Annotated in this window: 23 protein-coding genes; 13 read left to right on the top strand and 10 right to left on the bottom strand. The window is 52.3% G+C overall.

The genetic code is table 11. The features are described from left to right. The first annotated feature begins 70 nt into the window (after positions 1-70). The 9 genes from sapA to pdeR all read left to right on the top strand — a co-directional run bounded on the left by sapA (position 71) and on the right by pdeR (position 11,968). The gene (gene sapA / locus E0L21_RS22340) at positions 71-1,711 is read left to right on the top strand and encodes an ABC transporter substrate-binding protein SapA (protein ID WP_131413395.1); all 1,641 of its coding nucleotides are present in this window, start codon (positions 71-73) and stop codon (positions 1,709-1,711) included. Further along, on the top strand, positions 1,708-2,673 hold the full coding sequence (gene sapB / locus E0L21_RS22335) for a putrescine export ABC transporter permease SapB (protein WP_131413380.1): 966 nt from the start codon (positions 1,708-1,710) through the stop codon (positions 2,671-2,673). Before sapA ends, sapB begins: the two co-directional genes overlap by 4 nt. Beyond that, positions 2,660-3,550 (top strand): putrescine export ABC transporter permease SapC, encoded by an 891-nt coding sequence (sapC, locus tag E0L21_RS22330; protein WP_131413378.1) that lies wholly within the window; start codon positions 2,660-2,662, stop codon positions 3,548-3,550. The genes sapB and sapC overlap by 14 nt, the downstream gene beginning before the upstream one ends. Beyond that, a complete protein-coding gene (gene sapD, locus E0L21_RS22325) occupies positions 3,550-4,542 on the top strand; it encodes a putrescine export ABC transporter ATP-binding protein SapD (protein WP_131413376.1) in 993 nt (330 codons plus the stop codon). The genes sapC and sapD overlap by 1 nt, the downstream gene beginning before the upstream one ends. Before the next feature lies 1 nt (position 4,543). Beyond that, positions 4,544-5,350: a putrescine export ABC transporter ATP-binding protein SapF gene (gene sapF / locus E0L21_RS22320; RefSeq protein ID WP_131413374.1), complete on the top strand. Its 807-nt coding sequence runs from the start codon at positions 4,544-4,546 to the stop codon at positions 5,348-5,350. Positions 5,351-5,472: 122 nt separating this feature from the next. Next, entirely contained in the window at positions 5,473-6,261 is a 789-nt protein-coding gene (fabI, locus tag E0L21_RS22315) for an enoyl-ACP reductase FabI (RefSeq protein WP_017457202.1), read from the top strand. 178 nt (positions 6,262-6,439) lie between these two features. Further along, a complete protein-coding gene (locus E0L21_RS22310) occupies positions 6,440-7,597 on the top strand; it encodes a CMD domain-containing protein (RefSeq protein WP_131413372.1) in 1,158 nt (385 codons plus the stop codon). A 137-nt stretch (positions 7,598-7,734) separates the two neighbouring features. Continuing rightward, entirely contained in the window at positions 7,735-9,669 is a 1,935-nt protein-coding gene (locus E0L21_RS22305; protein ID WP_131413370.1) for an exoribonuclease II, read from the top strand. A 307-nt stretch (positions 9,670-9,976) separates the two neighbouring features. Beyond that, the gene (gene pdeR / locus E0L21_RS22300; RefSeq protein WP_131413368.1) at positions 9,977-11,968 is read left to right on the top strand and encodes a cyclic di-GMP phosphodiesterase; all 1,992 of its coding nucleotides are present in this window, start codon (positions 9,977-9,979) and stop codon (positions 11,966-11,968) included. Here pdeR and E0L21_RS22295 read toward each other — a convergent pair. Then, on the bottom strand, positions 11,965-12,831 hold the full coding sequence (locus E0L21_RS22295) for a crotonase/enoyl-CoA hydratase family protein (protein ID WP_131413366.1): 867 nt from the start codon (positions 12,829-12,831) through the stop codon (positions 11,965-11,967). The two genes, pdeR and E0L21_RS22295, sit on opposite strands and share 4 nt — an antisense overlap. Before the next feature lie 193 nt (positions 12,832-13,024). Here E0L21_RS22295 and yciZ point away from each other — a divergent pair, with 193 nt between their 5' ends. The 3 genes from yciZ (at position 13,025) to osmB (ending at position 14,534) form a co-directional block, all read left to right on the top strand. Beyond that, a complete protein-coding gene (gene yciZ, locus E0L21_RS22290) occupies positions 13,025-13,207 on the top strand; it encodes a protein YciZ/DeoL (RefSeq protein WP_131413364.1) in 183 nt (60 codons plus the stop codon). A 92-nt stretch (positions 13,208-13,299) separates the two neighbouring features. After that, the gene (gene yciT, locus E0L21_RS22285; protein ID WP_017457197.1) at positions 13,300-14,058 is read left to right on the top strand and encodes a DNA-binding transcriptional regulator YciT; all 759 of its coding nucleotides are present in this window, start codon (positions 13,300-13,302) and stop codon (positions 14,056-14,058) included. A 257-nt stretch (positions 14,059-14,315) separates the two neighbouring features. Next, the gene (gene osmB, locus E0L21_RS22275) at positions 14,316-14,534 is read left to right on the top strand and encodes an osmotically-inducible lipoprotein OsmB (RefSeq protein WP_025263597.1); all 219 of its coding nucleotides are present in this window, start codon (positions 14,316-14,318) and stop codon (positions 14,532-14,534) included. Between the two features lie 139 nt (positions 14,535-14,673). On the opposite strand, the gene yciH is transcribed toward osmB, so the two are convergent. The 5 genes from yciH to pgpB form a co-directional block, all read right to left on the bottom strand. Further along, positions 14,674-15,000, bottom strand: coding sequence for a stress response translation initiation inhibitor YciH (gene yciH, locus E0L21_RS22270; protein ID WP_131413360.1), 327 nt, complete (start codon positions 14,998-15,000; stop codon positions 14,674-14,676). Then, positions 15,000-15,737 (bottom strand): orotidine-5'-phosphate decarboxylase, encoded by a 738-nt coding sequence (gene pyrF / locus E0L21_RS22265; RefSeq protein WP_131413358.1) that lies wholly within the window; start codon positions 15,735-15,737, stop codon positions 15,000-15,002. Before pyrF ends, yciH begins: the two co-directional genes overlap by 1 nt. Positions 15,738-15,921: 184 nt before the next feature. Next, the gene (gene lapB / locus E0L21_RS22260) at positions 15,922-17,091 is read right to left on the bottom strand and encodes a lipopolysaccharide assembly protein LapB (protein ID WP_131413356.1); all 1,170 of its coding nucleotides are present in this window, start codon (positions 17,089-17,091) and stop codon (positions 15,922-15,924) included. Positions 17,092-17,097: 6 nt separating this feature from the next. Further along, a complete protein-coding gene (locus tag E0L21_RS22255) occupies positions 17,098-17,406 on the bottom strand; it encodes a LapA family protein (protein WP_131413354.1) in 309 nt (102 codons plus the stop codon). A 140-nt stretch (positions 17,407-17,546) separates the two neighbouring features. Beyond that, the gene (gene pgpB / locus E0L21_RS22250; RefSeq protein WP_131413352.1) at positions 17,547-18,311 is read right to left on the bottom strand and encodes a phosphatidylglycerophosphatase B; all 765 of its coding nucleotides are present in this window, start codon (positions 18,309-18,311) and stop codon (positions 17,547-17,549) included. Positions 18,312-18,507: 196 nt separating this feature from the next. Between pgpB and ribA the strand changes: the two genes are divergently transcribed. After that, on the top strand, positions 18,508-19,095 hold the full coding sequence (gene ribA / locus E0L21_RS22245; protein WP_131413350.1) for a GTP cyclohydrolase II: 588 nt from the start codon (positions 18,508-18,510) through the stop codon (positions 19,093-19,095). A gap of 47 nt (positions 19,096-19,142) precedes the next feature. Here the strand turns inward: ribA and acnA are convergent, their stop codons facing one another. The 4 genes from acnA to E0L21_RS22235 all read right to left on the bottom strand — a co-directional run bounded on the left by acnA (position 19,143) and on the right by E0L21_RS22235 (position 22,561). Continuing rightward, positions 19,143-21,818, bottom strand: coding sequence for an aconitate hydratase AcnA (acnA, locus tag E0L21_RS22240; RefSeq protein WP_131413348.1), 2,676 nt, complete (start codon positions 21,816-21,818; stop codon positions 19,143-19,145). Positions 21,819-21,990: 172 nt separating this feature from the next. Next, positions 21,991-22,089 (bottom strand): small membrane protein YmiC, encoded by a 99-nt coding sequence (gene ymiC, locus E0L21_RS25275; RefSeq protein WP_235855277.1) that lies wholly within the window; start codon positions 22,087-22,089, stop codon positions 21,991-21,993. Between the two features lie 138 nt (positions 22,090-22,227). Further along, positions 22,228-22,398 (bottom strand): hypothetical protein, encoded by a 171-nt coding sequence (locus tag E0L21_RS25045; RefSeq protein ID WP_016495872.1) that lies wholly within the window; start codon positions 22,396-22,398, stop codon positions 22,228-22,230. A gap of 1 nt (position 22,399) precedes the next feature. Next, a complete protein-coding gene (locus tag E0L21_RS22235) occupies positions 22,400-22,561 on the bottom strand; it encodes a YmiA family putative membrane protein (RefSeq protein WP_082071763.1) in 162 nt (53 codons plus the stop codon). Between the last annotated feature and the right edge of the window lie 53 nt (positions 22,562-22,614).

The raw sequence follows: 22,614 nt of genomic DNA, 5'->3' as shown, positions 1-22,614 counted from the left end.
CAGACATTTGTACGAAGCCATGGCAAGTGCGATACACTTTGCACATGAATTTAAAATCGTTGAAAAAATCATGCGTCTGGTTTTCTCTTCCCTGCTATTGACCGCAAGCCTGGCGACGGGTTTTGCGCAAGCGGCGACACCGCTTTCTGAGCAAGCGGATATTCGCGACAGCGGCTTTGTCTATTGTGTCAATGGCCAGGTCGATACCTTTAACCCGCAAAAAGTCAGCAGCGGCCTGATTGTCGATACGCTGGCAGCGCAGCTTTATGATCGCTTGCTGGATGTCGATCCTTATACCTACCGGCTGGTTCCGGAGCTGGCGGAAAGCTGGGAGGTGCTCGATAACGGCGCGACCTACCGCTTTCGCCTGCGCGACGGCGTGGCGTTCCAAAAGACAGCCTGGTTTACGCCGCACCGCGCGCTGAACGCCGATGATGTGGTCTTCACCTTCCAGCGCATCTTCTCGCGCAATCATCCGTGGCATAACATCAACGGCGGTAACTTCCCCTATTTCGAAAGCTTGCAGTTTGCCGATTCTGTCGACAGCGTACGTAAGCTGGATAACCGCACGGTTGAATTTCGCCTGAAAAAACCGGATGCCTCATTTTTATGGCATCTGGCGACACACTATGCTTCGGTGATGTCGGCGGAATATGCCGCCCAGCTTGAGAAAAGTGATCATCAGGAGTTGCTTGACCGACAGCCGGTTGGCACCGGGCCTTATCAACTGGATGAATACCGTGCCGGTCAATATATTCGGTTACAACGTCACGAAAAATTCTGGCGCGGTACGCCATTGATGCAACAAGTGGTGGTTGATCTCGGCTCCGGCGGCACCGGGCGCTTATCTAAGCTGTTAACCGGTGAGTGCGATGTGCTGGCCTGGCCTGCCGCCAGCCAGTTGACGATTTTGCGTGATGACCCGCGTTTGCGGCTCACGCTGCGTCCGGGCATGAACATTGCCTATCTGGCGTTTAATACCAACAAGCCACCGCTGAATAATCCAGAAGTGCGCCATGCGCTGGCGCTGGCCATTAATAACCAGCGCCTGATGCAGTCGATTTACTACGGAACCGCTGAAACCGCCGCCTCAATACTGCCGCGTGCATCCTGGGCTTATGACAACGAAGCGAAGATCACTGAATACGATCCCGTGCAAGCCCGTGAGCGCCTGAAAGCGCTGGGGCTGGAAAATCTGACGCTGCAATTGTGGGTGCCGACCAGTTCACAGGCATGGAACCCAAGCCCGTTGAAAACCGCTGAACTCATTCAGGCAGATATGGCGCAGGTGGGCGTTAAAGTGGTGATCGTCCCGGTTGAAGGCCGTTTCCAGGAAGCACGGCTGATGGATATGAATCACGATTTAACGCTTGCGGGCTGGGCAACTGACAGTAACGACCCGGACAGTTTCTTCCGCCCGATGCTCAGCTGTGCGGCAATTAACTCGCAGACTAATTTCGCGCACTGGTGCAACCGTGAGTTCGACGAGGTGTTACAAAAAGCGCTCGCATCACAGCAGCTTGCCGCCCGCATTGATGATTATGACGAGGCTCAGCAGATACTGGCGCGCGAATTGCCAGTGCTGCCGCTGGCATCTTCCCTGCGTTTGCAGGCGTATCGCTATGATATTAAAGGCCTGGTGCTGAGCCCATTTGGTAGCGCCTCCTTTGCCGGTGTTTCGCGGGAAAAACAAGGGGTTTCGCCACCATGATTATCTTTACCCTGCGCCGCCTGTTATTGCTGCTGGTCACGCTTTTCTTACTGACTTTCGTTGGCTTTAGCCTGAGCTATTTTACGCCCCACGCCCCGCTACAGGGTGCTTCGCTGTGGAATGCATGGGTGTTCTGGTTTAACGGTTTGCTGCACTGGGATTTTGGCGTTTCCAGCATTAACGGTCAGCTGATTTCAGAACAACTCAAAGAGGTGTTTCCGGCCACTATGGAGCTGTGCCTGCTGGCGTTTGGCTCCGCATTGTTAGTGGGTATCCCGGTCGGCATGCTGGCCGGTGTGATGCGCGGCAAGTGGCAGGATAAAATGGTCAGTACCTTCGCGCTGCTGGGCTTCTCAATCCCGGTGTTCTGGCTGGCGTTGCTCTTGACCCTGTTTTTCTCGCTAAATTTAGGCTGGCTGCCTGTATCGGGTCGTTTTGACCTGCTTTACGAAGTCAAAACGGTAACCGGATTTTCGCTAATCGATGCCTGGCTCTCCGATTCGCCATGGCGCGAAGAGATGATTATCAGCGCCTTACGTCATGTCGTGTTGCCAGTATTGACGTTGGCAGTCGCGCCGACCACAGAAGTTATCCGCCTGATGCGCATCAGCACCATCGACGTGTTCGATAAAAACTACATCAAAGCGGCGGCGACGCGCGGCCTTTCGCGGCTGACTATCTTGCGTCGCCATGTTTTGCATAACGCTCTGCCGCCGGTGATCCCGCGCCTGGGGCTGCAATTTTCTACCATGCTGACACTGGCGATGATCACTGAAATGGTATTCAGTTGGCCTGGGCTGGGGCGCTGGTTGATTAACGCGATTCGCCAGCAGGACTACGCGGCGATTTCCGCTGGCGTCATGGTGATAGGCTCACTGGTTATTATTGTGAACGTGCTTTCCGATATTCTCGGCGCACTGGCTAATCCGTTGAAACATAAGGAATGGTATGCCTTACGATAGCGTCTACAGCGAAAAACGCCCGCCTGGCGCGCTGCGAACCGCGTGGCGCAAATTTTATGGCGATACGACCGCGATGATTGGCCTGTATGGCTGCGGCGCGTTGCTGCTGCTGTGTATTTTCGGCCACTGGTTTGCCCCCTACGGTATTGACCAGCAATTCCTCGGTTATCAACTGCTGCCGCCCTCCTGGTCGCGCTATGGCGATGTTTCGTTTTTCCTTGGTACGGATGATCTGGGGCGTGATGTCTTAAGCCGTTTGCTGAGCGGTGCAGCGCCAACGGTGGGCGGGGCATTTGTCGTTACGCTGGCAGCAACGCTTTGTGGGCTGGCGCTTGGCGTTTTCGCCGGTTCCACCCACGGCCTGCGCTCGGCGGTGCTAAACCATATTCTCGATACACTGCTGTCGCTACCGACGCTGCTGCTGGCGATTATTGTTGTGGCGTTCGCTGGCCCGCATCTCTCCCACGCAATGTTTGCCGTGTGGCTGGCGTTGCTGCCGCGCATGGTACGTTCGGTTTACAGCATGGTGCATGACGAGCTGGAAAAAGAGTATGTCGTCGCCGCGCGACTCGATGGCGCCTCAACCATCAATATTTTGTGGTTTGCCGTACTGCCAAACATTACCGCGGGCCTGGTGACAGAAATTACCCGCGCGCTATCGATGGCGATTCTCGATATCGCCGCACTCGGTTTTCTCGACCTGGGCGCGCAACTCCCGTCTCCTGAATGGGGTGCTATGCTTGGTGACGCGCTGGAACTGATTTATGTTGCGCCGTGGACGGTGATGCTGCCGGGCGCGGCAATTATGGTGAGCGTGTTGCTGGTTAATATTCTTGGCGACGGAATTCGCCGCGCGATCATGGCGGGGGTGGAATAATGCCGCTTCTTGATATTCGTAATCTCACCATTGAAGTGAAAACGGGCGAGGACTGGGTAAAAGCAGTTGATCGCGTCAGCCTGACGCTGGCAGAAGGTGAAATTCGCGGGTTGGTTGGCGAGTCTGGTTCCGGCAAGAGCCTGATTGCTAAAGCGATTTGCGGCGTGACCAAAGACAACTGGCGCGTCACCGCAGACCGTATGCGCTTTGATGATATCGATCTGCTGCGGCTCTCCGCGCGCGAACGCCGCAAGCTGCTGGGCCACAACGTATCGATGATCTTTCAGGAACCGCAATCCTGTCTTGATCCGTCCGAGCGAGTCGGCAAACAGCTGATGCAGAATATCCCCGGCTGGACGTGGAAAGGCAGCTTGTGGCAACGTTTTGGCTGGCGAAAACGTCGCGCCATTGAGTTGCTGCACCGTGTTGGCATTAAAGATCATAAAGATGCAATGCGTAGCTTCCCTTATGAGCTGACCGAAGGTGAATGCCAGAAAGTGATGATTGCTATCGCGCTGGCTAACCAACCGCGTCTGCTGATTGCCGATGAGCCGACGAACGCGATGGAGCCAACTACCCAGGCGCAAATTTTCCGCCTGCTCGACAGGCTCAATCAGAACAACAACACGACCATTATGTTGATCAGCCATGATTTGCAGATGCTGAGCAAATGGGCCGATCGCATCAACGTGATGTATTGCGGCCAGACCGTGGAGACCGCACCCAGCGAAGAGCTGATCGCCACGCCGCATCATCCCTATACGCAGGCATTGATTCGCGCGATCCCGGACTTTGGCAGTGCAATGCCGCATAAAAGCCGCCTGAATACCATGCCTGGTGCGATTCCGCTACTGGAGCATCTGCCGATTGGCTGCCGCCTGGGGCCGCGTTGCCCTTACGCCCAGCGTAAATGTGTGGAAAGGCCGCGGTTAGCCGGTGCAAGAAATCATCTCTTCGCCTGCCATTTCCCGCTGAATATGGAGAGTGAGTGAGATGGTCGAAACCTTGCTTGAAGTGCGCAATCTGAGCAAAACCTTCCGTTATCGCACCGGTTGGTTCCGCCGCCAAACAGTTGAAGCGGTTAAACCGCTAAGTTTTACCCTGCGGGAAAAACAGACGCTGGCGATTATTGGTGAGAACGGTTCCGGTAAATCGACGCTGGCAAAAATGCTGGCCGGAATGGTCGAGCCCTCTTCCGGCGAACTGGTGATTGACGATAAACCGTTGCATTACGGTGATTACACTTTTCGCAGCCAGCACATTCGCATGATTTTCCAGGATCCGACCACCTCGCTGAACCCACGCCAGCGACTGTCGCAAATTCTCGATTTCCCGTTACGCCTGAACACGGATCTTGAGCCGGAAGTTCGCCAGAAGCGCATCCTTGAGACGCTGCGCATGGTCGGTCTGTTGCCGGATCATGTCAGTTATTACCCCTATATGCTTGCTCCGGGGCAAAAACAACGTTTGGGGCTGGCGCGAGCGCTGATCTTGCGTCCGAAGGTGATTATTGCTGATGAAGCCCTGGCATCACTGGATATGTCGATGCGTTCGCAGTTAATTAACCTGATGCTGGAATTACAGGAAAAACAGGGTATCTCTTATATTTATGTCACCCAGCACATCGGCATGATGAAACATATCAGCGATCAGGTTTTGGTTATGCATCAGGGTGAAGTCGTTGAACGTGGCAGCACCGCCGATGTGCTCGCCTCACCGCTGCATGATTTAACAAAACGTTTAATTGCCGGGCATTTTGGCGAAGCTTTAACAGCCGATGCGTGGCGACAAGACCGCTGATTCAATAGTTTCAGTGGTCGGATTAACTCATTCGGCGACTCATGATAGAATCGCCGCGTTTTAACGACGATCGCCCCAAAATGATGGCGCTCGCCACAACAATGAATATAAGGATTAGAGCTATGGGTTTTCTTTCCGGTAAGCGCATTCTGGTAACTGGCGTCGCCAGCAAACTGTCCATCGCATACGGCATCGCGCAGGCTATGCACCGCGAAGGCGCTGAACTGGCATTCACCTACCAGAACGACAAGCTGAAAGGCCGCGTTGAAGAGTTTGCCGCCCAGCTGGGTTCCAGCATCGTTCTGGAATGTGATGTCGCTAAAGATGAAAGCATCGACGCCCTGTTCACCGACCTGGCAAAAACCTGGCCGAAGTTTGACGGTTTCGTTCACTCCATCGGTTTCGCACCGGGCGATCAGCTGGATGGCGACTACGTGAATGCTGTAACCCGCGAAGGCTTTAAAATCGCTCACGACATCAGCTCCTACAGCTTTGTAGCGCTGGCGAAAGCCTGCCGCGAAATGCTGAACCCGGGCTCTGCGCTGCTGACCCTCTCCTATCTGGGCGCTGAACGTGCGATTCCGAACTACAACGTCATGGGTCTGGCAAAAGCATCTCTGGAAGCAAACGTCCGCTATATGGCGAACGCGATGGGTCCGGAAGGCGTGCGTGTTAACGGTATCTCCGCAGGCCCGATCCGTACACTGGCTGCCTCTGGTATTAAAGATTTCCGTAAAATGCTGGCACATTGCGAAGCGGTTACCCCGATTCGCCGTACTGTGACCATTGAGGACGTGGGTAACTCCGCCGCGTTCCTGTGCTCCGATCTCTCTGCCGGTATCTCCGGCGAAGTGGTTCATGTGGACGGCGGTTTCAATATCGCCGCCATGAACGAGCTGGAAATTAAATAATCCGCACCGCCCCTTCTCCTGAAGGGGCGTTTTTTTGATATGCCATTCTGATATTTATTATCACCTAACAATCTTTCATCCCTCTCCTCCATTACGCCAGGATTAAGCAGCAAAAAAGATCCGGCGACAATGACATGCCGTCGTATCCGGATCGCCACTTTCAGACCAAGGAACGACCATGGAACAACGCCGGATTGAAGGCAAAAGCCACTGGTATCATGAGACTCAGTCGAGTGCCAGCCGGGCACATGTACTACCGTTGGTTCCCGAAGCGGCCACAGTAAACGACCCTTTTCTGCTCGACCTCGCTCTTCCGGAGAAACAGAAAACCGACCTTGAAGGCATTGTTTCGCCCGCTCGAAAACTCTATGCCCTGCTATTTCCGCCGCGCGTAAGCATCAGCCGTTTACGCACGTTCAGTGCCTATGACCGACTCAGTACAGCCCTTACAGCGGCACAAGTTTTCGGCGTTCAACGGTTATGTAATCACTACGCCGCGCGGCTGGCACCGTTATCCGGCCCGGACTCGTCACGGGAGAGTAATTACCGGCTGGCGCAAATAACCCAACATGCGCGGCAGCTTGCCGCGTCTCCCTCGGTTATTGACGCACGTGCGCGACAACAGTTAGAAGACGTGGGTCTGACGCTGTATGACCTGGTGATCATCAATCAGATTATCGGTTTTGTTGCTTTTCAGGCCCGCGTGGTCGCCGTCCTGCAAGCGTCACTCGGCCAACCGGTGCGGTTCGTACCCGGTATAGAACCCCAGCAAGAAGCGGACGCTGCACTTTTTAGTGATACCACTACTGAATGGCAGACCGGCATCGATATTGTCGATTTGCGTATTGCTAATGCATCGCAAATGGAGTCACTCGCGCGCTGGCAGCCGCTGCCGGAATTACGCCTGCTTGCCCCCTTGTTGGCACATGAGCATCTGCTGCTTAATGAGCTGGGCGAGATTAGCGAACAGGTGGCGAAAATTAGCCCCAACAAACAGCTGAGCTGGCTGGTGGCGGCCTACACGGCACGCATCAACGGCAGCACAATCTGCTTTACCCAGCATGTGCAACGTGGCAGCAACGATGAATTACTGGCGCAGGCGCTGCGCGCAGGCAGTCGCGAGCTCAATCGTGTTCTTGCAGGCAAAAACAAAGAGAGCGCGCTGGTGCAAGCCGTGCAGATGCTAACCTGCGCGCCAGACAGGTTTAGCCCTGCGCAATTTTTACAGCTTGAGGAACAAGGCTACAGCCGCCAGGCGGCAATGAGCTTACTGGTCGCGTGTGCGCTGAACGGCTGGTTAAACCGACTGCATATCGCCCTCGGGCAAAGCGTCTAGCGACATGTTGGTATAGCGCAGCGCCGGTATTCTTGCCGCCGATTGCACAGCACGATTTTGCTGAAACAGCGCTTGCCGCAACAGGAAGAATCGCGTAAAACTGTCAGCCGCTCTTTTAGCCACGAAAATACATAACTATGCTCCAGGACAACCCGCTGCTAGCGCAGCTTAAACAGCAACTTCATTCCCAAACTCCGCGTGCGGAAGGTGTTGTAAAAGGCACTGAAAAAGGCTTTGGATTTCTGGAAGTCGACGCGCAAAAAAGCTACTTCATTCCGCCGCCGCAGATGAAGAAAGTGATGCACGGCGACAAAATTATTGCCGTCATCCACAGCGACAAAGACCGTGAAAGCGCGGAGCCTGAAGAGCTGGTCGAGCCGTTCTTGACCCGTTTTGTTGGCAAAGTGCAAAAGAAAGATGATCGTCTCTCTATTGTGCCGGATCATCCATTGCTAAAAGATGCTATCCCCTGCCGCGCCGCCCGTGGCGTTGAGCATGATTTCAAAGAAGGCGACTGGGCCGTCGCTGAAATGCGTCGCCATCCGCTGAAAGGCGATCGCGGCTTCTACGCTGAACTGACGCAGTTTATTACCTTCGCCGAAGACCATTTTGTGCCGTGGTGGGTCACCCTGGCGCGCCACAATCTGGAAAAAGAAGCGCCAAATGGCGTGGCGACCGAGATGCTGGATGACGGCCTGCAGCGTGTGGATTTGACCGCGCTGGATTTTGTCACCATCGATAGCGCCAGCACCGAAGATATGGACGATGCGCTGTATGTTGCAGAGACCGCCGACGGCGAACTGCAACTGACCGTGGCGATTGCCGACCCTACAGCCTGGATTGCCGAAGGCAGCAAGCTCGACGCCGCAGCGAAGATCCGCGCCTTCACCAACTATCTGCCCGGTTTCAATATCCCGATGCTGCCGCGTGAGTTGTCTGACGATCTTTGCTCCCTGCGCGCGAACGAAGTGCGTCCGGCGCTGGTTTGCCGCATGACGTTGGATGCAGACGGCGCTATCAAAGACAATATCGAGTTTTTCGCCGCAACCATCGAATCGAAAACCAAACTGGCTTACGACGACGTGTCAGACTGGCTGGAAAATACCGGCAGCTGGCAGCCGACAAGCGATGCTATCGCGGCGCAGATCCGCCTGCTGCAACGTGTTAGCCAGCTGCGCGCCCAATGGCGTCAGAACCACGCGCTGGTATTTAAAGACCGTCCAGATTACCGCTTTGTGCTTGGCGAGAAAGGCGAAGTGCTGGATATCGTCGCCGAGCCACGTCGCGTTGCTAACCGCATCGTTGAAGAGTCGATGATTGCCGCCAATATCTGCGCTGCACGCGTACTGCGCGACAAGCTCGGCTTTGGCATTTATAACGTGCATCTCGGTTTTGACCCGGCTAACAGCGAACAACTGGCTGCGATGCTGAAAACGCACGGTATGCATGTTGATGCTGAAGAAGTACTGACGCTGGAAGGTTTCTGTAAATTGCGCCGCGAGTTGGACGCACAGCCTTCAGGCTTCCTGGATAGCCGCATTCGTCGCTTCCAGTCCTTCGCGGAAATCCGCGTTGAACCCGGCCCGCATTTTGGTCTTGGCCTGGAAGCGTACGCGACCTGGACCTCGCCTATTCGTAAGTATGGCGACATGATCAACCATCGCCTGCTGAAAGCGATTATCAAAGGCGAAACGCCGAAACGCCCGCAGGACGATGCCACGGTGCAAATGTCTGAGCGCCGTCGCCTGAACCGCATGGCGGAACGCGATGTCGGCGATTGGCTCTACGCCCGCTTCCTGCAAAACAAAGCCGGTACCGATATCCGTTTTGCAGCAGAAATTATTGATGTTAGCCGCGGCGGTATGCGCGTACGTCTGGTGGATAATGGTGCTGTTGCTTTTATTCCGGCTCCGTTTATTCATGCTGTGCGCGACGAACTGGTGTGCAGTCAAGAAAATGGCACCGTACAAATTAAAGGCGAAACTGTATTTAAAGTGACTGACGTTATTGATGTCACCATTGCGGAAGTTCGTATGGAAACCCGCAGCGTTATTGCCCGCCCGGTGCTGTAACGTTTTTTAATTTTGGCGCTTTCCAGCATTGGAAAGCGCCAAATTGCTGTTGCGATACCACGCGCATTTTTTTCTGAATTCTTCCCACAATCCTGCAAAAGCGACCACAATAAAACCTTAGTCAACTGTTTGTTTACTGCGGGTTTATGCCATTTATTACACGTCTTTTATTCAATACCAGGACAAGTTTTAACGAAACATTCCAAGAAGAAACAACACGTTCATGCCTGATTACCCCCTTAATAAAGGTGGTTATCCGTCAATAAATTGTGTACCCGTTGCGCTTTTATGTCGGTTGGGAGATTGCATGAAAGACATTCAGGAACAGAATCTGCTGTTTCGCTACCTGGGTTCGACAAGTCCCTTTTGGCGTTTAACCGCCGACAGTAACGCACTGCACTTTGCTCCAGACGAAAACGCCGATGTCAGTCAGGTTGTTGCGTTGAGCGACGAACAAGCAGCGCAGATCCGCGAAATGACAGTCATCACGTCCAGCCTCTCAATGCATCTCTCTTTATTCGGCGAGGATGTCGCCGTTCACCTTGTTGGCAGAAAAATATCCCGCAAAGCCTGGGCAGGCAGCGCGTCAGCCTGGCACGATACAAAGTCAGTAGCCCGCGATCTGGTACAAGGTCTCTCTTTCGCAGAACAAGTTGTTTCCGAAGCGAACTCAGTAATAGTGATCCTCGATAAGCACGGCAATATTCAGCGCTTTAACCGGCTGAGCGAAGAATACACTGGCATGAAAGAGCAAGAGGTTATTGGACAAAACGTCTTTAAATTGTTTATGAGTCGTAGCGAAGCGGTGGCTTCAAAGCGCAACATCAGCGGTTTTTTTCGCAACGGTACACCCTATGAAGTTGAGCGCTGGATTAAAACCCGTAAAGGCCAGCGGTTATTTCTGTTTCGCAATAAATTTGTTCACAGCGGCAGCGGTAAAAATGAAATTTTCCTCATTTGCTCCGGTACGGATATTACCGAAGAGCGTCGCGCTCAGGAACGATTACGCATTCTCGCCAACACCGATACAGTGACTGGTTTACCCAATCGCAACGCCATTCATGAGTTAATTAGCGATGCGATAAGCGCACGTGGGGAGACGCAGGTCGGTGTGGTCTATCTTGATCTTGATAACTTTAAAAAAGTGAATGATGCCTACGGTCATATGTTTGGCGATCAACTTTTGCAGGCGGTCGCACTGGCCATATTGAGTTGTCTGGACGAAGGACAGGTGCTTGCCAGGCTCGGCGGCGATGAGTTTATCGTACTGGCAACAGACACCTCACAGAGCCTGCTGGAAGCGATGGCATCACGCATTCTGACTCGTTTACTCCAACCTTTCCGTATCGGCCTTATTGAAGTTTACACCGGTTGTTCGCTGGGCATTTCGCTCGCCCCTCAGCACGGTAATGACCGGGAAAGTATTATCCGTAGCGCCGACACGGCAATGTATACCGCTAAAGAGAGTGGACGCGGTAAATTTTGCGTCTTCTCGCCGGAAATGAACCAACGCGTATTTGAATACTTATGGCTCGATACTAATCTGCGTAAGGCACTGGAAAATGAGCAACTGGTGATCCACTACCAGCCGAAGATCACCTGGCGCGGCGAAGTGCGTAGCCTTGAAGCGCTGGTACGCTGGCAATCGCCGGAGCGTGGTCTGATCCCGCCGCTGGACTTTATCTCTTATGCTGAAGAGTCTGGCTTGATTGTGCCTCTGGGGCGCTGGGTAATGCTGGATGTGGTGCGTCAAGTGGCGAAATGGCGCGACAAAGGCATATTTGTTCGCGTCGCGGTGAACGTCTCTGCGCGCCAACTGGCGGATCAAACGATTTTCAGCGATCTGAAACAAGCGCTGCTGGATCTTAAATTTGAATATTGCCCAATCGATGTAGAGCTGACCGAGAGCTGTTTGATTGAAAACGAGGAGCTGGCTTTATCGGTTATTCAGCAGTTCAGTGCCCTGGGCGCGCAGGTGCATCTTGATGACTTTGGCACAGGTTACTCTTCCCTTTCACAACTGGCGCGCTTCCCGCTTGATGCCATCAAACTCGATCAAGCTTTTGTCCGTGAAGTGCATAAGCAGCCGATCTCTCAATCCCTGGTGCGGGCGATTGTCGCTGTTGCACAAGCGCTTAATTTGCAAGTGATTGCTGAAGGTGTGGAGAATGCAAAAGAAGACGCCTTTCTTACAAAGAATGGCGTCAATGAACGGCAAGGCTTTTTGTTTGCTAAACCCATGCCCGCTGCCGTATTCGAGCGGTGGTTTAGGCGTTATCAGGCACGTAAATCGCGTTAGCTTGCTTTAAGCGCCACCGCAGCGTGACGATCTTGTAACAGGACTAAACGTTCCATATAAGCAATATCTTTCGGTTGCAGACAGAAGGCCGAGTCCACCCAGTCTTCGGTAATATCCATCAGTTCACTGCGTGGTAACTGCAAAACGCGCTGTCGTGCACGCAGCATTGCCCGCACGCCGTTCAACCGGGGTTGCAGAGTATCGATAAAGGTACGTGTCGCGAGAAATCCCTGCCCGGACTCGAAGGAGACATCCACCAGCCCTTGCGATTCATACCACTCTGCGGCATGCGACTCCCCTTTGTAGATCAAATCTTCTGCCAGTTTCATTCCCGAACGGCGCGCCACCAATGAGTATGCGCCCATGCCGGGAAAAAGATTGAAGGCAATTTCCGGGAAGCCGAGCCGCGCGTCGCGCTGCGCCAGCACGAAATGGTGCGCCAGCGCGGCTTCAAAACCGCCACCCAGTGCACTGCCTTCGACCATCGCCAGCGAGATGGCTCCCGTGTCAAACCCTCTTGACGCGGCGTGAACGCAATCCACGCAGGCGCGAGCATAGGCGCGCAAGGCTTCGCGTCGTCCATTTTTGATACAATCAACGAAAAAATGCAGATCGCCGCCGGTATTGAACATACCGGGGACTAACGATCCTGTTACCCAAAAATCAACGGCAAATCCCGCTTGTCGGACAAGCCAGGAAACATTCATGATCTCCTCAATTAACGCATGGTTGAAACAAGGTCTTGGCCTTGCGCGCAGCATCATCCACACGGTGCGGCGTTCCTCCTCGTAATAGCCAGAAAGCTGTGTAAAGCGTGCATCGTCAGTAAACAGTTTGCAGGTAGTCTGGTTGATAATCGTCATTGCTTTATCCTCCGGTAATAAAAGCGCATTGCGCGCACTGCAAGACTAATCCACCGCCAGCGCCGGCTCTTTGTTGCGTAATGAATATATAATTGGCGCTTATAAGTTTTTGAGATTTCCTTTTTTTCCTTCTCTTTTTAAACTGTTTTCTGCATCATTGAATTCATTCGTTTTTCGACATAAAGGTGAAGGTATGGCAGACATCGACGTGAAACACCTTGCCGGCCGGATAGATACCGTTCTGGATATTCTGGTTGCGGGGGATTACCAATCCGCCATCCGTAACCTAGAAATTTTGAAGGCCGAATTATTGGATCTCGATAACAACGATAAAGCGACCTCTTCTGGTTCGCCGAAAACGCCCTGGGAAATTTAAATGCACTTATTTTCGCCAGTACGTGCAGCCGGGAATGCGACGCGCGTGCTGGCGATTCCCGTTCTCCAAACCATTATTAGAAGTTTGTGGCTATGAATTCCCGACAACAACTTATTTTGCAGACGGTCATCGACAAGGGCCAAATGAGCGTTACAGATCTCGCACGTATGACTGGGGTGTCTGAAGTTACGATTCGTCAGGATCTGAATACGCTCGAAAAACAAAGCTATTTGCGCCGTACACATGGTTTTGCTGTCCCGCTGGACAGCGATGATGTTGAAACACGCATGATGAACAACTACACCGTGAAGCGTGATTTGGCTGATTTTGCGGCATCGCTGGTAAGTTCGGGTGAAACCATATTTATTGAAAATGGCAGCAGTAACGCCCTTCTCGCCCGTAAACTGGGCGAACAGCGTGATATCACCATTATTACCGTGAGCAGCTATATAGCCCATCTGCTCAAAGAGGCGTTGTGTGAAGTGATCCTGCTTGGCGGCATTTATCAGAAAAAGAGTGAAAGCATGGTCGGCCCACTGACTCGTCAGTACATTCAGCAGGTACATTTCAGCAAAGCGTTTATCGGGATCGATGGCTGGCAACCGGAAACGGGATTTACCGGGCGCGATATGATGCGTACCGACGTGGTCAATGCCGTACTGGAAAAAGGCAGCGAAGCGATTGTGCTCACCGACAGCTCTAAGTTTGGCGTGGTCCATCCTTATACACTTGGCCCGGATGAACGCTTTCAGCGAGTGATCACCGATTCAGCCCTTAAGCCGGAAGCGCACCTTCAACTGCAACAAAAAGGCCTGATTGTCGATATCGTTAATACTGGCGGGTTTCGCTGATCCTATTAGCCCGCTATTGCGGGCTATCTTCCTCATATCTGAGATTATTCTGACGCTTCGATTAAGACTATTTACCTGTCTTGTTATCGGCCTGTGCGTAAAATTATTATTAGCGATATAACAGGAAGTGACTATCACTGACGTGATTGAATTACACCTGCGCAGCAAGGTTTCACGGGAAATCTTTAGGTCTGCTCACAGGCACTATACTTAAAGAGAACATTCTTCCGTGAATCGATTATTCAGGAGAAAGTATGATGATGTTAACAAGCAAAAAAATGGCCGCAGCAGTACTGGCAGTTACCCTGGCAATGTCTCTGAGCGCTTGTGGTCACTGGTCTAAACGCGATCGTAATACCGCAATCGGTGCGGGTGCGGGTGCGCTTGGAGGTGCTGTACTGACCGATGGCAGCACGCTCGGTACTCTGGGCGGTGCAGCGGTCGGTGGTATCATCGGTCACCAGGTTGGTAAGTAATTGGTCATTTGAACGGCGACAATAAAAAATAAATATACTTTCTTTTTCAGGTCTACGTTTCACAGTGTAAATAATAAGGCCGCGGTAATTACCGCGGCCTTTCTGTTTTAGGCTTAAACACTCGTGAATTATTTCAGGCTTAACCACCCGCTAATTTCACTTTCATCCCTTTTGCTTCCAGTAATGATTTCAGTAAATCACGTTTATCACCCTGGATCTCAATGACGCCATCTTTCACCGAACCACCGCAGCCACACTTTTTTTTCAATTCTGCAGCCAGTTTAGTCAGCGCTTCATCATCTTCATCAATGCCCGTTATCAGGCATACACCTTTGCCTTTGCGGCCACTGGTCTGGCGCTGGATGCGTACAACACCATCACCTTTCGGGCGGGTATGTTGCTCTTTGGGTTCGTCAATGCGCCCGGTTTCGGTTGAGTAAACCAGACGGCTGTTATCGTCGTTCATTATTCCCCCATACCTAACGATGCATTAATCGCTTTCAGGGTTTTCGCCGGGTCGGCCGACTGCGTAACCGGACGCCCAATCACCATATAATCTACACCTGCAGCGAGCGCCTGCTCCGGCGTCATAATGCGGCGCTGATCGCCTGGTTCGCTGCCGGCGGGACGAATCCCCGGGGTAACCAGTTTAAACCCTTTGCCTAATGCGTTTTTAAAATGTTCAGCTTCCTGCGCCGAGCAAACAACGCCATCAAGACCACATTGCTGCGTAAGGCGGGCCAGCCGCTCCGCATGCTTAGCGGGAGTTGCGTTAATGCCAAGATCGCGCAGATCGCTCGCTTCCATACTGGTCAATACGGTGACCGCAATCAGTAACGGTGCATCGTTGCCAAATGTGAGCAGCGCTTCTTTTGCCGCTGTCATCATCCGCGCGCCGCCAGAAGCATGGACATTCACCATCCAGACGCCTAAATCCGCTGCCGCTTTAATGGCATGCGCTGTGGTGTTGGGAATGTCGTGGAATTTTAAATCGAGGAAGATATCGAAGCCACGCTGTTGCAAATCGCGCACCAGTTGCGGCCCGAATAAAGTGAACATCTCTTTGCCAACTTTCAGGCGGCAATCACGGGGATCGATACGGTCAACAAACGCCATGGCTGCGTCGCGGTTATCGTAATCAAGTGCTACTACAATCGGGGAAGCAGTAACAGTGCGGGAAGTCGATAAAACAGTAGACGTCATGATTAGACCTTCTGAAATGAGGGCACCCGCTCAGGCGCGAAAAGAATAAACGGCGAGCATTCTACCCGCGAGCGCGTGGAAATAATAGGTTCGATTTTTTGCTGCTAAGCGAATATCAGCGCAGATGCTGCATAGTCAAAAATTATTAACAGTATGTTGTAACTAATGAAAGCGTTTTTAAAAATTACTGGCCATCAAGGCCACGAATCGGTTTAACGGTCGACCACGCTCGGCAAGACGGGCAATGCCAGTACATGGTAAACGCAGTGAAACCACATTTGTGGCAACGATAGCGCGGTTTACTGCGCACCTGCTCACCTACCATTTCACGCAGCACCATCAGACTCTCTTTGGCGCGCCCTTCTTCGGCTTCGTTCAGGTGGTAGTCCATCAGCTTATGAAAAACGCGCATGGTGGGATGCCGCTGCAGTTGTCGCGTAACATAGCTCTGCGCCGCGTCAGGCCCATCGCGGTGCTCCATAATGTCTGCCAACATCAATTCAGCAGTCGCACCGGTGTTTTCTTCCACGCAGCGCTGCAAAAATGCTGCCCATTCGTCATTCTTACCTAATTGCTGATAGCAGGTTTGCAGCATTTCCAGCGTTTCGCTGACGAGCTCTTTATCCTGATCAATAACGCGTAACAGGCTTTCTACCGCTTTTGCATAATCGCCATCGGCCATAAAAACACGGCCCATCATGATAGAGACGCGAGGGCTGTCGCGATCGGCTGCTGCGCCTTTTTTCAGCAAGGCCATGGCCCGATCCATCTCTTCATTACCCATTTGCTGCAGCGCCAGCTCGCAGTAAAAATGCGCGATTTCGCCCCGCTGCTTATCTTTACCGAGTTTCACCAGCCGTTCAGCAACATCAATGGCTTTTTGCCACTCGCTAGTTGCCTGATAAATTTGCAGCAATTGCTGGAGTGCTCCGACTCGAAAATCGGTCTCATCCACCAATTGATTAAACATATCTTCCGCGCGATCGTACATCCCGGCAGCCATATAATCACGCCCCAATTGCTGAACGGCCAGCAGGCGCTGATCATAAGAAAGTGAGGCGCTTTCCATTAATGTTTGATGGATACGAATCGCGCGGTCAACCTCGCCGCGAGAGCGGAAAAGGTTGCCAAGAGTGAGGTGTGCTTCAACGGTACCGGTGTCCTCTTTCAACATATCGAGGAACAGATCAACCGCTTTATCTTGCTGATTACTCAGTAAAAGGTTAACCCCGGCGACGTATTCACGTGACAGCCGGTTAGCCTCATCCTGTTTTGTCTGTTGAGCATTTCTGCGCCCCATATACCAGCCGTAGGCAGCCGCGACAGGTAACAACAGAAACAACAACTCCAGCATAAAATATTATTCCTTCACTGCCGTTGAACCGGTTGCGACCGTAACATTTGTGGCAGGAGTAAGCTGGTGCTCAAGACGTTTGATTTTACGTTCGGCGCGCGCCAGAGAAACGCGAACGCGTAGCCAGAAAAGGCCACAAATCAGCCAGCCAATAATAAAACCAGCAGCAAACAGCACGGCCAGCAGCGTGGAGATTCTGTATTCACCCTGTGCGAGCAAATAGTTGAACGTGACTTGCTGATCGTTTTGCGCGCCAAGGGTAATCGACACAACAAAAACCGCTAACACCAGTAAGAAAATGAGTAAATATTTCACATTACGTCCCGTTATGTGCTGCCGAGCGATGAATTTATATGCAACGACTGCATTCAGCCCTATAAACTACCATTTTAGCGCCCGGCGCGAAATGGAAATGCATGATGTTAAATTCTGATTTGCGGGCAAAGCAGCGGAAATCAACCCTCTTGATCGCGTGCAATGATTTCCGGTACTTCCTCCGCCGGCGGCGTAAGCGGGCCACAAATGCGCTGGGCAAGCCAAGTTGCCAGCGACACAAGCAACCAGGATATCAACGTTGCAACCACTAAATCACGCGGCCAGTGCATGCCTAACAGCAGCCGGCTACCCATAACGCCTGTCGCCCACACGAGCAGCACAGCAATCGTCCATGTTCGTCTGCGTGGCCAAAGGAGCCCCACGCCTAATAATGCCCAACTTGCGGCAAACATGGTGTGTCCGGAGGGAAAAGCGAAACCTGTCTCTTTTTGCCAGTGTTTACGTAAAAACCCAGGAATATCATGCTGGCTGGAGAGTTGTTTTTTCACTAACTCTCCCCGATCCTTACGTTTCAACGTGTAGAACTGTTCGGCCTGAACATCGTGCGTTTTTTCCAGCCAAAGGACGAAAGGTCGCGGCTCCTGAACACGTTCTTTGACAAAGGATTTAACCCCCTGTCCTGCCAGAATCGCGCAGCCAAGAATAACGAACAGCATCACCGCAGCTTTGAGGCGAAAACGCAGGCACCAGAGAAACCATGCACACAACACAACATGCGTAATAATTCCCCACGGTTGGGTAACGGTTTCTGTTAACCAATATAAAAAACGCAGCCACCAGCGGGTTTGCCCCGGCTCCCAGCTCCAGCCGGAAATCCACATTATCATCGGCATTATCAATAATATCGCCGCGCCCGCCGTTGTCCGCTTTGCAATGGAAAACATCTTTTCTCCTTCTGATCTCGCGAACCAATATAACTGAAAAATAACATTTCCGCTGAAACCGACGCATTTGTGCGTTTAAGCAGCAATGCGTGGGTCACCAGTAGGCGATGCTTAATGCATTGTGGCAAAATGAGGTTATACAGAAGGCCAACAGGCTAAAGGTGCGTAGTGCACCACTAAAAATCCGGAGATTCACATGCAACTGAAACGCGTGGCAGAAGCCAAACTGCCAACCCCATGGGGCGACTTCCTGATGGTGGGTTTTGAAGAACTGGCAACCGGGCAGGATCATGTAGCCCTTGTTTTCGGTGATATTTCCGGGCAACAGCCCGTACTCGCTCGCGTTCACTCCGAGTGTCTGACCGGTGATGCATTATTTAGTCTACGCTGTGATTGCGGTTTCCAACTTGAAGCGGCGCTTAATCATATTGCTGAAGAAGGCCGTGGTGTACTGCTTTATCATCGCCAGGAAGGCCGTAACATCGGTTTGCTGAATAAAATTCGCGCGTATGCGCTGCAGGATCAGGGCTATGACACCGTGGAAGCAAACCATCAATTGGGTTTTGCTGCTGATGAACGAGACTTCACGCTTTGCGCGGATATGTTTAAATTGCTGACGGTGGACGAAGTTCGTCTGCTGACTAATAATCCGAAAAAAGTTGAGATTCTTACCGAGGCGGGAATCAACATTGTAGAGCGCGTACCGCTGATTGTCGGGCGTAACCCGAAAAATGCGCACTATTTGGATACAAAAGCTGAAAAAATGGGGCACCTGCTGAAGTAAGCGCCCCATCTGCTATGAAACAGGCCTGCAAATGCAGGCCTTTGTTTTTAATTCAACATATTACGGATCACGTAATGCAGAATGCCATCATTGCGGTAATAGGTCAGCTCAGTCGCCGTATCAATGCGACAGCGGCACGCCAGCGCCTCCTGTTTGCCATCGGCTCGGGTTAATGTCACGGCTAACGTTCCACCCGGCGTGATGTTTTGCAGATCGACAACGTCCAGCTTTTCCTCCCCCGTCAATGCCAGCGTTTTTCGCGTCACGCCTTGAGGAAACTCAAGCGGCAGGATCCCCATACCAATTAGGTTAGACCGGTGAATACGCTCGAAGGATTCCGCAATCACCACGCGCACGCCCAGCAAGCGTGGCCCTTTCGCCGCCCAATCGCGGCTGGAGCCAGAACCGTACTCTTTGCCAGCAATCACCGCCAGCGGCGTACCCGCTTGCTGGTAGCGAACAGCAGCATCATAAATAGAAACCACTTCACTCCCCGGGAGATGACGTGTCATGCCACCTTCCACACCCGGCACCATTTCGTTGCGAATACGGATGTTGGCAAATGTCCCACGCATCATCACTTCATGGTTGCCACGTCGCGAGCCGTAGGAGTTAAAATCACGGCGCTCAACGCCATGACTTTGCAGATAACGGCCAGCCGGGCTGTCTGCTTTGATGCTACCTGCGGGCGAAATATGGTCAGTCGTGACCGAATCCCCCAGCATCGCCAGAATCCGCGCGCCATGAATATCTTCCACTGGTTTCGGCTGCGCCTGCATATCTTCAAAGAATGGCGATAACCGAATGTAAGTCGAATCATTCTGCCAACCATAAGTATCGGAGCGTTCAACCTCAATTGCCTTCCACTCCGGCGTGCCTTCAAACACCTCGGCATACTCCTTGCGGAACATCTCGGTGGAGACTTGCTCAACCGCACGGGCTATCTCACTGCTTGTTGGCCAGATATCTTTTAAGTAGACCGGATCACCTTTCCGGTCATGACCGAGCGGGTCGGTGGCGAGGTTGATATTCATATTGCCCGCCAGCGCATAAGCCACCACCAGCGGCGGTGATGCGAGCCAGTTCGTTTTTACCAGTGGGTGAATACGCCCTTCGAAATTGCGGTTGCCCGAAAGCACCGCACCGACGGTGAGATCGCCTTCACGGATCGCCTGTTCAATCGGCTCGGGTAACGGCCCGGAGTTGCCGATACAGGTGGTACACCCGTAACCGACAAGGTTAAAGCCCAGTTCATCCAGATAAGGCGTTAATCGCGCCTGTGCAAGATAGTCAGAAACCACCTTCGAGCCAGGGGCCAGCGATGCTTTCACCCACGGCTGGCGTTTGAGCCCGGCAGTGACCGCTTTTTTAGCCAGCAGGCCAGCGGCCATCAACACACTGGGGTTGGAAGTATTCGTGCAAGAGGTGATCGCAGAAATTACCACTGCGCCATCCGGCAATTGATATTTCTGCCCATTCAGCACGTAATCGACCGGTTTGCGATCTTTTTGCGCCGTGTTCAGTTCAAGTTCCGAGCTGGCGGCGAAGGCTTTAGGCACATCGCTCAGTGCGACGCGATCCTGTGGGCGTTTTGGCCCGGCGAGGCTCGCTTCAACGTCGCGCATGTTCAGTTCAAGGGTGCTGGTAAAGACGGGCTCATCGCCCGGGTTACGCCACATACCTTGTGCTTTCGCATAAGCCTCCACCAACGCGACTTGCTCTTCGCTACGACCACTCAGGCGCATATAATCGAGCGTCACGCCATCGATTGGGAAAAAACCGCATGTGGCGCCATATTCCGGGGCCATATTGGCAATGGTGGCACGGTCGGCAAGCGGCAACGAATCAAGGCCATCGCCGTAAAACTCAACAAATTTACCGACAACGCCGTGTTTACGCAGCATTTGCGTGACCGTCAGCACCAGATCGGTTGCCGTGATCCCTTCTCGCAATTTGCCGCTCAGTTTAAAGCCGACGACATCCGGGATCAGCATCGACACCGGTTGCCCCAGCATCGCCGCTTCGGCTTCAATTCCCCCCACGCCCCAGCCCAACACACCGAGGCCATTAATCATAGTGGTGTGAGAATCGGTGCCGACAAGTGTGTCCGGATAGGCAACCCACTCTTTGCCCTGCAATTCGCTCCAGACCGCTTTGCCAAGGTATTCGAGATTCACCTGGTGGCATATTCCTGTCCCCGGCGGTACCACGCTGAAACGGCTAAACGCCTGCTGGCCCCAGCGCAAGAAAACATAACGCTCGTGGTTACGTTCCATTTCAAGGCGAACATTCTCTTCGAAGGCGTCATCGTCACCGAAATGGTCAACGGTAACAGAGTGGTCAATCACCAGATCGACCGGGGAGAGTGGGTTCACTTTGGTGGTATCGCCCCCAAGGCGTTTCACCGCTTCACGCATCGCCGCTAAATCAACGACGGCGGGAACGCCGGTAAAATCCTGCATCAGGACCCTTGCAGGGCGATAGGCGATTTCGCGATCGGCATGCGCACTGTCGAGCCAACCGGCCAGGGCACGGATATCTTCTTCAGTGACGGATTCTTCGTCCTGCCAGCGCAGGAGATTTTCCAGTAAAACTTTTAGCGACTTGGGTAACCGTGAGATATCCCCAAGTTGTTTAGCGGCCAGCGGCAAGCTGTAGTAGTGATAAGTTTTGTTCTCTGCCTGCAACGTGTCCTTACTGGCTTCGCGTAGGGTTGACGACATGTGCTCCTCCTTAATAACAGGGATTGCTTACCCTGATGCTCTTCAGGGTCTGTATTAAAGATAACACAAACATATCGTAACGTTTTGATAACAACCAAAATTGCTACAAAAGGGAAAATCTTTCAGGTGAAGGGAAATAAAAAACCTCGCAGATGCGAGGTTTTTCAATTCATTACCGAAGGGTAGCCCAGACAACCTGTCCCCAGAAAAGGATGGAAACAGAAAAAGCGGCTAACCACGACCAATATTTCATTCCGCAATCATTACTCATAAATTTATTACCAGAAAATCTATTCATTAAAACTGAGTCATTACTCAATTCATTTATGCTGTGTATTAATTAAAGAGTACAAAAGAACACATCAATGAATAGCAGGGATAATTTTCCACATTTATTCTGATGATATATTTATTGTTTTTTGATGTCGTCTTCAGAGAAGGCGTCAATAAAAGCTTGCTGCTGCGGCGTCAGCTTCCAGGAAGCCGGAATAGAGGTCACAGGTTTCTTTTTCGCTTTAGCTGGTGTGTCATGTAGTTGACATACTTGCTTAACCGGTTCGAATCGACCCGCTATAGCCATTTTAACCCCAGAATTTCCAGATCAATAACGCAACGACTGCCCAAAATACGGCAGAGCCAAGAAATACCGCCAGCCAGGCTTTACGCTTAAGCTCAGGGTCCCTTTGCGGCTCTTCACTTCCTGATGGCATTGCTAACCTCGTACAATCGACATCACTTATCATTTCGGGTACCAACAATCGGTGTAATTAATCATGAGATGAGACAAATCCTAAAA

Origin of the sequence: Kosakonia quasisacchari, from assembly GCF_004331415.1 — a bacterium.
Classification (GTDB): Bacteria; Pseudomonadota; Gammaproteobacteria; order Enterobacterales; family Enterobacteriaceae; genus Kosakonia; species Kosakonia quasisacchari.
Note: the sequence above shows the minus strand (reverse complement) of the source record. Positions and strands in the feature narration are given on the sequence as shown.